Annotated in this window: 8 protein-coding genes and 1 pseudogene; 6 read left to right on the top strand and 3 right to left on the bottom strand. The window is 67.9% G+C overall.

Annotated features, from left to right (window positions below; genetic code table 11):
- Positions 1 to 326: 326 nt before the first annotated feature.
- Positions 327 to 1,694 (bottom strand): serine hydrolase, encoded by a 1,368-nt coding sequence (locus ASD47_RS17705; protein WP_056759358.1) that lies wholly within the window; start codon positions 1,692 to 1,694, stop codon positions 327 to 329.
- A 132-nt stretch (positions 1,695 to 1,826) separates the two neighbouring features.
- On the opposite strand from ASD47_RS17705, the gene ASD47_RS26710 reads away from it, so the two are divergent.
- Positions 1,827 to 2,216: a hypothetical protein gene (locus ASD47_RS26710; protein WP_156402303.1), complete on the top strand. Its 390-nt coding sequence runs from the start codon at positions 1,827 to 1,829 to the stop codon at positions 2,214 to 2,216.
- 3 nt (positions 2,217 to 2,219) lie between these two features.
- Here ASD47_RS26710 and ASD47_RS17695 read toward each other — a convergent pair whose 3' ends face one another.
- Positions 2,220 to 3,887: a cyclic nucleotide-binding domain-containing thioredoxin-disulfide reductase gene (locus ASD47_RS17695; protein WP_056759355.1), complete on the bottom strand. Its 1,668-nt coding sequence runs from the start codon at positions 3,885 to 3,887 to the stop codon at positions 2,220 to 2,222.
- A 132-nt stretch (positions 3,888 to 4,019) separates the two neighbouring features.
- Between ASD47_RS17695 and fdhD the strand changes: the two genes are divergently transcribed.
- The 4 genes from fdhD (at position 4,020) to ASD47_RS17675 (ending at position 9,224) form a co-directional block, all read left to right on the top strand.
- Positions 4,020 to 4,835 carry a formate dehydrogenase accessory sulfurtransferase FdhD gene (gene fdhD / locus ASD47_RS17690; protein WP_056759353.1) on the top strand — a complete coding sequence of 272 codons (816 nt, stop codon included), beginning with the start codon at positions 4,020 to 4,022 and terminating at the stop codon, positions 4,833 to 4,835.
- Positions 4,835 to 7,129 (top strand): FdhF/YdeP family oxidoreductase, encoded by a 2,295-nt coding sequence (locus ASD47_RS17685; protein WP_056759352.1) that lies wholly within the window; start codon positions 4,835 to 4,837, stop codon positions 7,127 to 7,129. Before fdhD ends, ASD47_RS17685 begins: the two co-directional genes overlap by 1 nt.
- A gap of 128 nt (positions 7,130 to 7,257) precedes the next feature.
- Positions 7,258 to 8,097, top strand: coding sequence for a GIN domain-containing protein (locus ASD47_RS17680; RefSeq protein WP_056759350.1), 840 nt, complete (start codon positions 7,258 to 7,260; stop codon positions 8,095 to 8,097).
- A 125-nt stretch (positions 8,098 to 8,222) separates the two neighbouring features.
- A complete protein-coding gene (locus tag ASD47_RS17675) occupies positions 8,223 to 9,224 on the top strand; it encodes a glycoside hydrolase family 43 (RefSeq protein WP_200945271.1) in 1,002 nt (333 codons plus the stop codon).
- A gap of 100 nt (positions 9,225 to 9,324) precedes the next feature.
- Here the strand turns inward: ASD47_RS17675 and ASD47_RS17670 are convergent, their stop codons facing one another.
- The gene (locus ASD47_RS17670) at positions 9,325 to 10,089 is read right to left on the bottom strand and encodes a P22 phage major capsid protein family protein (protein WP_056759347.1); all 765 of its coding nucleotides are present in this window, start codon (positions 10,087 to 10,089) and stop codon (positions 9,325 to 9,327) included.
- A 573-nt stretch (positions 10,090 to 10,662) separates the two neighbouring features.
- Here ASD47_RS17670 and ASD47_RS27705 point away from each other — a divergent pair.
- Positions 10,663 to 10,755, top strand: a pseudogene (locus tag ASD47_RS27705) (hypothetical protein); the annotation flags it as partial.
- Positions 10,756 to 10,760: the final 5 nt, after the last annotated feature.

Genomic DNA, 10,760 nt, shown 5'->3' with positions numbered 1-10,760 from the left:
GGCCGCACCGTCGGCGCCGGCGTCGTCGCGAAAATCGTTGAATAACGATTTTCTCGACCATGCTTAGTGGCCAGAAACGCATGCGTTTCTGGCGCGCCAAGATCGTCGAGTAGTCTCGAACGATCTAGCTTCGGCTGAGACATGCGAAGGCCCCGGAGGAAACTCCGGGGCCTTTTGCTTTGGGGGCTCCCCACTTGCCCCCACCTGACCGCTTCGCGGTCTGTCGCGGCAAGGGGGCGGAGCCTTAGGCGCGAGGCTCTTCCCCCTATGGGGGAAGACGGTCGCGAAGCGGCCCGTAGGGGGGCGCCGGCGTGAGCTGCAGAATCCTAGGGCTTAACCTCCACCCTCGGCGCCGTCCGGTCCCGACCGCCCTGATGCAGCACCAGCGCCGTGGCCGGAGCGTCTCCAGACTGGGTGAAGCTGATCTTGGCGTTGACCGTCTTGGCGAAGAACTCGCCCGGGGCGCTGGCGTAGATCGGCACAGGACCTTGGTTCGTGCCCTGGCTGATCAACTGCTCGCCCTGGCGGCTGATCGTCAGGGTGAAGGTCGGCGACAGGACATAGTCGCCGACATAGCGGTCGAGGGTCGCGACCGGCAGGGCGATCGCCTTGGGCGGCTGATAGGTTCCCACGCACAGCCCCGCCAGATTGTCGGAGATGCTGCTGGAGGGAGACGCGTTGTAGTTGGCCAGGACGATGGCGACGACGCCGTCCTTGAGGTAGCGCGCGATGCCCGTCGAAAAACCGTTGATCCCGCCGCCGTGGCCGACCCGTGCGTGGCCGTCATCGGTGTCGACCCGCCAGCCGAACCCGTATTCGTGGCCATAGTCGGTAAACATCGCCTGCCGCGAAGCCGGGGTCAGGATCTTGCCGTCGGCCAGGGCCCGGTCCCAGATCAGCAGGTCGCCGGTCGTGGAATAGAGCGAGCCGGCTGCATAGGGCAGGGTCATGTCCAGATAGTCAGCGTTCCTCCAGCCCTCCTTGGAGCCCTGGTAGCCCGAGGCCCGATGGCGCAGGATCACGCCGGAGACGTCGTAGCCGGTATCCTTCATGCCCAGCGGCGTGAAGATGTGCTTGGCCAGGTAGTCGGCGTAGGTTTCGCCCGAGACCTTCTCGATCACATAGCCGAGCAGGATGTAGCCGGTGTTGTCGTAGTTGTACTTCGCGCCCGGCTCGAATTCGAGCGGCAGGTCCCGAGTCAGCTTGACGATCTCCTCGGGGGTCAGCGGCAGCTTGGAGTTCTTCTCGAAGAAGCCGGGCAGGGCGGTGTAGCTGGGGATCCCCGAGGTATGGGTCAGCAGGTGTTTGATCGTCACCTTCGACCAGGCGGCCGGGGCGTCGGCGTAGTATTTCGAGATCGGATCGTCGACCGACAGCTTGCCCTGGTCGACCAGTTGCAGGATCGCCGTGGCGGTGAACTGCTTGGTGATCGAGCCGAGGCGGAACTTGGTGTCGGCGGTGTTGGCCACGTCCCATTCGCGGTTGGCCGCGCCGAAGCTTTCGCGCCACACCGGCGCGCCGTCCTTGGCCACCAGGATCGATCCGCTGAAGCTCTCGGCCTCCAGGTAGGGCGCTATCAGCGCACGGGCCTGCTGGGCGTAGTTGGCGACAGCGCAGGTCGGCTGGGCGGCCCAGGCCGACGACGTCGGCAGCAGAAGGGCGGTCGCCAAGCCCGTGAGGATCAAGGTCTTCATGGGCGCCTCAGGTTGATTTGAGACGTACTAGGCATAGCCTTTGAGGCGGCTGCAAGGCAGCGCTTCGAGCGCCCGCTTGTCGGCGCCGATCGGGTCGACAATAATCAAAAGTAGAACGACGAGGCGCCGCCGATGTCCTGGATGAAGTATCAAGGTTGGGGGCGTGCGAGCTTTCCCTATGCCTGCTTTAGTTGCCGGCGGTCATTCAAGAGAACCGTTTCTTCCAACTTTCTCGAGCGCGCGGCCGTTCTGGCCTGCCCGCATTGCGGCGGCGCGGCGGTAGGCCTGTCACGGAAGTTCAAGGCGCCTCGGCGGGACGACATCGCCCAATGGAAAAAGGTGCACGCCTTGGTTCTGGGCGGCTGTCTCTTCTATTCACACAATGACCCTTATCAGGAGACCCTGCGCGAGGTTCCTGGGTTTCTCCACCGCCGCCGGACGGAGATCGAGCAGGATCTTGCACGATTTCCGCGTCAGTATGCGGCGATCCTCGACGCCGCCCAGGGCGTCATCATTTCCTGACCCTTAGGCCGTCGTCACCGGTTCGGCCAGATAGGCGTGGATGGCGGCCACCACCTGGGCGCCTTCGCCGACCGCCGCCGCCACGCGCTTGACCGAACCCGCCCGCACGTCGCCGATCGCGAACACGCCGTGGCGGCTGGTCTGCAGGGACGGATGGCCCGGCGCCAGGTCCTGGCCAGTGCGCACGAAACCATGGTTGTCCAGCTCCACCCGACATTCGCTCAGCCAGGTGGTGTTCGGTGCGGCGCCGATGAACAGGAACAGGTGGCTGATCTCGCAGCGACCCTCCTCGCCGGTGTCGAGGTCGCGATGGCGGATCGCTCGCAGCTGGCCGTCCTCGCCTTCCAGCTCGACGATCGCGTTGCGGGTGACGATCTCGATATTGGGCAGGCTCTTGATGCGGTCGATCAGGTAGCGCGACATGCTGGCGTCCAGGCTCCTGCCGCGGATCACCAGCCAGACCTTCTTGACCTGGCTGGCCAGGTAGACGGCGGCCTGGCCGGCCGAGTTGCCCGCCCCGACCAGCGCCACCTCCTGGCCCGCGCACAGCTTGGCCTCGAGCGGCGAGGCCCAGTAGTGGACGCTGCTGCCCTCGAACGCGTCGAGATTGGGCACGTCCAGCCGCCGATAGCGGGCCCCGCTGGCGATCACCACGGTCTTGGCCTGGGTGGTCTCGCCGCTGACCAGTTTCAGGTGATAGCCGCTGAGGCCCCCATTTTCGTTGGCGTCACCATCGCAGTCCAGGCTCGCCACCTCATCGGGAATGGCCAGGTTGGCGCCGAACTTCTGGGCCTGGTTGTAGGCCCGGGCCATCAGGGCCATGCCGGAGACGCCGGTGGGGAAGCCCAGATAGTTTTCGATCCGCGCCGAGGCCCCGGCCTGGCCGCCGAACGCCCGGGTGTCGAGCACCAGCACCGACAGGCCCTCGGAGGCGGCGTAGACCGCGGTGGCCAGCCCCGCGGGGCCCGCGCCGACCACGGCCACGTCGTAGACGCGGTCCGGATCCAGGTCGCCGACCATGCCGATGCAGCGGGCCAGCTCGGCGTTGGACGGGTGGCGCAGCAGCTGGCCGCCGGGGCAGAGCACGATCGGCAGCTCGGCCTCGTCGACCGAGAACCGCTCGATCAGCACCCTGGCGCAGTCGACGGTGTCGGGGTCCAGATGCTGGTAGGGATGGCCATTGCGACCCAGGAAGCCGGACAGGCGGATGACCACGCTGTCGGCGGCCCGGCCGATGATCACCGGGCCGCCGGCTCCGGTTTCCAGCAGCCCGACCCGGCGCAGGATCAGGGCCCGCATGATCCGCTCGCCCAGCTCGGCCTCGGCGACCAGCACCGCGCGCAGCCGCTCGGGTTTGATCCGCAGCACCTCCAGATCGGTCAAGGCGTGGACGTCGACCAGCGACGGACGGTTCGACAGCTGGGCCAGTTCCCCGATGAAGGCGCCGGGGCCGTGCTCGGCGATCAGGTGGGTCTCCTCCATCGCGTCGCGACGGGTGACCCGGGCGCTGCCCTCCAGCACCACCATAACTCCGGGCGAGACCTCGCCGGCCTTGGCCAGCACGGCGCCGGCCTTGGCGTGGGCGATGTCGCCGAAGCGGCGGATGCGGTCGATCTCCTCCGGCTGAAGGATGGGAAACATCTGGTCGCGGCGGGTGTCGATGATGGCCATGGCCCTAGAGTGCGTCAGGATCGTCGCGCGGTCATCCGCCGTGCGCGACGGATTTTGAATGTTCCTGCCGTCGTGAGCCTCTCCTAAGCATCAGGGTTGGAGATGCGCATGGCCAGGCGGTAGACTTCGGCCATGTCGAAAGCCGCCGCTCAACGCCGTTCCGCCGTCCAATGGCGGGTCGGGGCCGGGTCCGAGACCATCGCCCGCGCCACGCCCCAGGAAGTCGCCGTGGGCCTGTCGTTCGACGGCCGGCCGCACACCGTGCTGATGGCCACGCCCGACGACGTCGCGGACCTGGCGCGAGGCTTCACCCTGACCGAGGCGGTGGCCCGCGCCGAGGATATTCTCGAGATCGAGGTCACCGAAACCGACCTTGGCGTCCTGGCCGACGTCAGGCTCAAGCCCGGGACGCTCCAGCGCAAGGCGCGGCCGCGCACTCTGGAAGGACGGTCCAGCTGCGGCTTGTGCGGCGTGCAGCGCCTGGCCGATGCGGTGCGGCCGTTGCCGCGCCTGGACGGTGGGGCGAAGGTGTCGCACCAGGCCGTGCAGCGGGCGGTCGACGCCCTGGACGACGTCCAGGCCCTGGGCCGCCTGACCCGGGCCACCCACGCGGCGGCGTTCGCGGACGATGAGGGGGCGCTTATCTTGGTCCGCGAGGACGTGGGCCGTCACAACGCGCTGGACAAGTTGGCCGGGGCGATGGCGGGCCAGGGGCGCGACGCATCAGGCGGCTTCGTGCTGGTCACCAGCCGCTGCTCGTTCGAGATGGTCGAGAAGACCGTGCGGATGGGCTGTTCGATCCTGGTGGCGGTCTCGGCGCCCACCGACCTGGCGATCCGCCGCGCCGAGGAGTCGGGCTTGACCCTGGTGGCCCTGGCGCGCGCCGACGGCCATACCGTTTTTGCACATGCCGAGCGCTTGCTCGACGCCGCGCCGGAGTATGCGTGATGGCCGACCGTAGACCCAATGCCGGCGTGCCCGGCATCCATCGCTACGACAACGCCGCCGGCGGCTGGGGCGCGCTGAAGGCGGTGGCCGGGGCGCTGAGCGACCAGGCCACGGTGATCGAGGGCGGCAAGACCCTGCTGCGCGCCAACCAGCCGGAGGGCTTCGACTGCCCCGGTTGCGCCTGGCCCGATCCCAAGCACACCTCGTCGTTCGAGTTCTGCGAGAACGGGGCCAAGGCGGTGGCCTGGGAGGCGACGTCCAAGCGCGCCACGCCGGAGGTGTTCGCCGCCCACACCGTCACCGAGCTCCTGACCTGGAGCGACCACGCCCTGGAGGACCTGGGCCGGCTGACCCATCCCATGGCCTACGACCAAGCGACGGACCGCTATCTGCCCATCGCCTGGGACGACGCCTTCGCGCGCACGGCCGACGCCCTGCGAACGCTCGACCATCCCGACCAGGCCGAGTTCTACGCATCGGGCCGGGCCTCGAACGAGGCGGCGTTCCTGTTCCAGCTCCTGGGCCGGCGTGTCGGGACCAACAATTTCCCCGACTGCTCGAACATGTGCCACGAGCCGACCAGCGTCGGCCTGCCGGACTCGATCGGCATGGGCAAGGGCTCGGTGACCCTGGAGGACTTCGATCATGCCGACCTGATCCTCAGCTTCGGCCACAATCCGGGCACCAACCATCCGCGGATGATGACCACCCTGCGCGACGCCTCGCGGCGCGGGGCGACCATCCTGGCTTTCAATCCGCTGAAGGAGCGGGCGCTGGAGAAGTTCGCGGCGCCGCAGGATCCGGTCGAGATGGCGACCCTGTCCTCGACCCCGATCGCCTCGGCCTACTACCAGGTCGCCATCGGTGGCGACGCCCTGGCCGTGCAGGGGATCATGAAGGCTGTGCTAGCCCTGGACGCCGAAAGCCAAGGCGCGGTCCTGGACCGCGCCTTCATCGCCGAGCACACCGAGGGCTTCGAGATGGTCAAGGCCGTGGTCGAGGGCCTGACCTGGGACGAGATCGAGGCTGGCTCGGGCCTGTCCCGGGGGCAGATCGAGGACGCGGCCCGCGTCTATGCCGGCGCCAAGGCCACGATCCTCTGTTACGGCATGGGCCTGACCCAGCACCGGAACTCGTCCAGCACCGTGCAGCAACTGGTCAACCTGCTGCTGCTGAAGGGCAATATCGGCCGTCCCGGGGCGGGGATCTGCCCGCTGCGAGGCCATTCCAACGTTCAGGGCGACCGGACGGTCGGGATTTGGGAGAAGCCCTCGGCGGCGTTCCTGGACTCCATGGACCGAGTGTTCGCCTTCAAGTCGCCGCGCGACCACGGCCACACGGTGGTCGAGACCATCGCCGCCATGGAGGCGGGCCAGATCCGGGTGTTCGTCGGCCTGGGCGGCAATTTCGCGGTCGCCGCGCCCGACCCCACCCGGACCTTCGCGGCGATACGGAAGGTCGGGCTGAGCGTCCACGTGGCTACCAAGCTGAACCGCACGCACCTGCTGCACGGCGCCGAGAGCCTGCTGCTGCCGTGCCTGGGGCGCACCGAGATCGACGTCCAGGCCGGCGGCCGCCAGGCGGTGACGGTCGAGGACTCCATGTCGATGGTCCACGCCTCGCGCGGGCTGAACGCCCCGGCCTCGGACCAGCTGAAGTCCGAACCCGCCATCATCGCAGGGATCGGGGCGGCGCTGTTCGGCCCGGACGACGTCGTCGACTGGCCGGGCCTAGCCGGCAATTACGACAAGATCCGCGACCTGATCGAGGCGGTCTTTCCCGAAGCCTTCGCTGACTATAACGCCCGTGTGCGCCAGCCGGGCGGCTTCCGCCTGCCGGTCCCGCCGTCCGAGCGGGTCTGGAAGACGCCCAGCGGCAAGGCCCAGTTCCTGGTCCATCGCCACGACGGGCAGGACGCGAGGCGCGGCCAGGCCGACGTCCTGCTGCTGACCACCCTGCGCAGCCACGACCAGTACAATACTACCATCTATGGCCAGAACGACCGCTATCGGGGGGTGTTCGGCCGGCGCGACGTGGTGTTCGCCCATCCCGACGACATCGCCGCGCGAGGGCTGAAGGCCGGCGACCGGATCGACCTCACCGCGGCGTTCGACGACACCGGGCGGCGGGCGGTGCGCGGCTTCACCCTTGTCGAGCGCGACATCCCGCGCGGCTGCCTGGCCGCCTACTATCCCGAAGCCAATGTGCTGGTCGCGCTGGAGGACCACGACCGCCGCAGCGGCACGCCCGCTTACAAGTCGGTTCCCGTGCGGCTGGCGGCCCACGCGGGCTGAGGTCGAGCGGCGCCGCTTCGATTGCGGCCTGATCATGACAATCGGGTCATGACCTCGAATTAAGTCGTTTCTCGATAAGGGCGCGGCTAGCCTTCCCTCAACAAACGCTTTGCTTCGAGGGAATACCGATGCGCGCTCTTCTGCTCTTGGCCACCGCGGCCGCCGCCCTGGGCTTCGCCGGAACCGCCGCCGCCGATCCGTCCGTGAAGATCAAGGACGCCGTGGCCCGGGTGGTCGTGGTCCCCGAGGCGCGCGGCGACGTGAAGGTCGAGTTCCTGACCACCAACAAGAGTCTGCCGCTGGACATCCGCAAGAACGGCTCCGACGTGACGGTCGACGGCGGCCTGCGCCGCAACCGCATCAACGGCTGCAACACGGTGATGGGCAAGACCGTGATCCATGTACGCGGCGTCGGCGACGTGAAGTGGGAGGACATCCCGCAGATCGTGGTTCGCGTGCCGATGGACGCCGAGGTCGGGGCCGCCGGCGCGGTGTTCGGCAGCGTCGGCCGCACCGACCACCTGGAGCTCTCCAACGCCGGCTGCGGCGACTGGACCGTGGCCAACGTCAGGGGCAAATTCGAGCTGAATCAGGCCGGCTCGGGCGACACCAAGGCCGGCAGCGCCGGCTCGGCCGAGATCAACATCGCCGGCTCGGGCGACGTGAAGACCCAGGAGATCGGCGGCGACCTGGAGGTCAATATCGCCGGCTCGGGCGGCGTCACCGCCGCCAGCGTCACCGGCAAGCTTGAGGCCAACATCGCCGGCTCCGGCGACGTGACCATCAGCGGCGGCCGCTCGCGCTCGGTCGAAGTCAGCATCATGGGCTCGGGCAACGTCGATTTCGGCGGCGAGGCCGATACGGTCGATGCGCACATCGCCGGCTCTGGCGACGTCCGCATCGCCAAGGTCAACGGCTCGATCCAGAAGTCGGTCGCCGGCTCGGGCCAGGTGATCGTCGGCCGCTAGGAGCCCGGCGCGCTGATCCTCGAGATCCCGGACAGCCTCTGCGAGGCTTCCGGGATGACAATAGTCTGAGTTAATGCTCTTTCTGACCGTTCGCGGCGTGGCCGTGTTCGGATCGAGGGAGCGGCATGAAACTGCAGGTGTTGGCCTTGGCTTGCGCATTGGCGCTGCCCGCTGTTTCGCAAGCCGCGGCCCCCAAGCCGCTCTATCGCGATCCCGTCACCGACGGCGCCGCCGACGTGTCGATCGTGTTCGACAAGGCCCATCGCGAATGGGTGATGTTCTACACCAATCGCCGGGCCACGATGAAGAGCCCCGACCCCAAGGACGTGGCCTGGGTGCACGCCACGCCGATCGGCATGGCGACGTCCAGGGACGGCTTGGCCTGGACCTACAAGGGTGTGGCGAAGATCCCCGCCGCCTGCACCGGCCAGACCCTGTGGGCGCCGGAGCTCTACGCCGAGGGCGGCGTCTACCACATGTGGCTGACGGTGGTGCCCGGCGTCTTCCATCGCTGGGGCGAGGCCGGGGCGACCGCGCGGATCGTCCACCTGACCAGCAAGGACCTGAAGGCCTGGACCTGCGGCGACAGGCTGGACCTGGGCTCGGACCGGGTGATCGACGCCAGCGTGGCCAAGGTCGGCGACCGCTACCGCCTCTGGTACAAGGACGAGCACAGGGGCAGCCGGATCGTGGCGGTCGAAAGCCCTGACCTCGTCCATTGGAAGACGGCCGGCGACAAGCCCGTGGTCGACATGGCCGCCGAGGGACCCAAGGTGTTCCGCTGGAAGGACGCCTGGTGGATGGTCGCCGACGCCTGGAAGGGCCTGATCGTGCTGCGCTCGGACGACGCCGCGACCTGGACCCTGCAACCGACCCGCCTGCTGGAGCAGCCGGGGACCCAGGCCACCGATACCGGCATGGGCCAGCACCCCGACGTGGTGGTCAGCGGGGGCAGGGCGTTCCTCTATTATTTCGTCCACCAGTCCCACGAACCGCAGGCCAAGGCCGACCCCTATTACGGCCAGCGGACGGTCATCCAGGCAGCGGAGCTGAAGGAGGCGGGCGGCGTGCTGTCGGTGGATCGCGAGGCGCCGGTGGAGCAGGGGCTGGTCGCGCCCGCCCGCTGAGGTTCGGCGAACCGCGCTCGCGCATATATATAAAGTGAAACGCCCCGGAGCCGAAGCTCCGGGGCGTTCCGTTGTCCGCTGATCGCGAACGGCGTGCGGGTTAGCGGACGCCGAAGCCGAACAGGGTGTCGGCGTCGATCAGGTCGGCGCCCGAACGGTCGCGGGTCTTCAGGCTGCCGCCGAAGGTGTAGCGGAAGCCGACCTTCACGGCTTCGGCGTTCAGGTCGGCCAGGTCCTTGGACTCGGTGTGGGTGTACTTGCCGAAGGTCGACCAGCCGGTGTTGGCGAACTTGTATTCGCCGCCGACATTGACGTCCCAGATGTCGGCTTCCAGGCCGGCGTCAGCGTCCAGCTTGGAGTAGCCGGCGCCGGCGTCCAGACGGAAGTCGTCCGAGACGAAGTAGCGGGCCTCGCCGCGCACGGCGTACAGGTCAGCGTCCAGGTCGTTCGACTGGCCATAGGCGACCAGGCCGTTCAGGGTGACCTTGTCGAAGTACTTGCTGGCTTCGGCGCCGACGGCCCACAGGGTGTCGTTCGACGGACGCGACAGGGCGGCGAAGCCGCCGACGCGCACGGTGTCGCCGGCGACCAGGGTCGTGGCGTGAGCGGCGGTCGAGGCGACGGTTTCGTCGCTGATGTCGTTGTCGTTGACCGAGACATTGCCGTTCACGGTGACGGTCCAGGCGCCGGTCGGGATGGCGACATTGCCGTCGACCTTCACCGAGGTGCCGTCGGCGTCGATGCCGGTGGCCTTGACGTCGCCGTAGTTCACCGCGGCGCCGATCGAGCCGACGTTCTGGGCGAAGGCGGGAGCCGAGACGGCCAGCGCCAGGACGGCGGCGGCGGCGAAGAGTTGGGTCTTCATAGTGGGTAATCCCCTTACTGTGTGGCCTCGATCGGCGGGCGGTCGTTTGGGGAGGGCCGCTCGTCCGTCGAGGAGCGGCGGATCTATGGAGCTTCGCCCAAGGCGGCAAGACCGGTTGGAACGGTCGCTAGAGCATTGATGCAGTTTTATGACACTTGCGCCGACGGCTTAACGTGCCTAACGCGCGCGCTCGCCCATTCATGTTCATGCGCCATAGTTCGAACTTGTTTCACCCGACACTGTTATATTGAAGACTAACTTCCCAAAGACCTCCGGTCGCTGGCCATCAAGCTCTTGCCGGGGGCGACTTGCTCCCTGGGGCGACATGCGACCCGCACACCAGGCCGGAGCCGAGACGCGGTGACGCACGGAGAAGCGGGGTGGGGGAGGGGCGGTGGAAGCCCTTTCGAAACCGGCCCCCGAAGCGCTTGACGAAACCGATTCACACACGTAAAAGCCCCCTTCTGTTGGACCGGCTGTGAGCTTTCGGGCTTAAACGCGGTTCGCGAACGACTGCGGGCGGCGCCTTCTGGGGCGTCGTTTTCAGTCACCGGCCCTAGCGGGTGACCGCCGGGGCCTATTTGTTTTGCGGACGCTGCGTTCGGACCCCTCGCGGGGACCGAGTTGGTCTTTGAAATGGTTCGAGACGCGGGCGCAGCCCACTAGGAAAC

Source organism: Caulobacter sp. Root1472, assembly GCF_001426985.1.
GTDB lineage: Bacteria > Pseudomonadota > Alphaproteobacteria > Caulobacterales > Caulobacteraceae > Caulobacter > Caulobacter rhizosphaerae.
This window is presented reverse-complemented; position numbering and strand designations above follow the sequence as displayed.

Excerpts from the sequence above, each read along its gene's own strand:
- ASD47_RS17685 (WP_056759352.1), top strand. The coding sequence starts at position 4,835 with ATGGCCGACCGTAGACCCAATGCCGGCGTGCCCGGCATCCATCGCTAC.
- ASD47_RS17680 (WP_056759350.1), top strand. The coding sequence starts at position 7,258 with ATGCGCGCTCTTCTGCTCTTGGCCACCGCGGCCGCCGCCCTGGGCTTC.
- ASD47_RS17670 (WP_056759347.1), bottom strand. The coding sequence starts at position 10,089 with ATGAAGACCCAACTCTTCGCCGCCGCCGCCGTCCTGGCGCTGGCCGTC.
- ASD47_RS17705 (WP_056759358.1), bottom strand. The coding sequence starts at position 1,694 with ATGAAGACCTTGATCCTCACGGGCTTGGCGACCGCCCTTCTGCTGCCG.
- fdhD (WP_056759353.1), top strand. The coding sequence starts at position 4,020 with ATGTCGAAAGCCGCCGCTCAACGCCGTTCCGCCGTCCAATGGCGGGTC.
- ASD47_RS26710 (WP_156402303.1), top strand. The coding sequence starts at position 1,827 with ATGTCCTGGATGAAGTATCAAGGTTGGGGGCGTGCGAGCTTTCCCTAT.
- ASD47_RS17695 (WP_056759355.1), bottom strand. The coding sequence starts at position 3,887 with ATGGCCATCATCGACACCCGCCGCGACCAGATGTTTCCCATCCTTCAG.
- ASD47_RS17675 (WP_200945271.1), top strand. The coding sequence starts at position 8,223 with ATGAAACTGCAGGTGTTGGCCTTGGCTTGCGCATTGGCGCTGCCCGCT.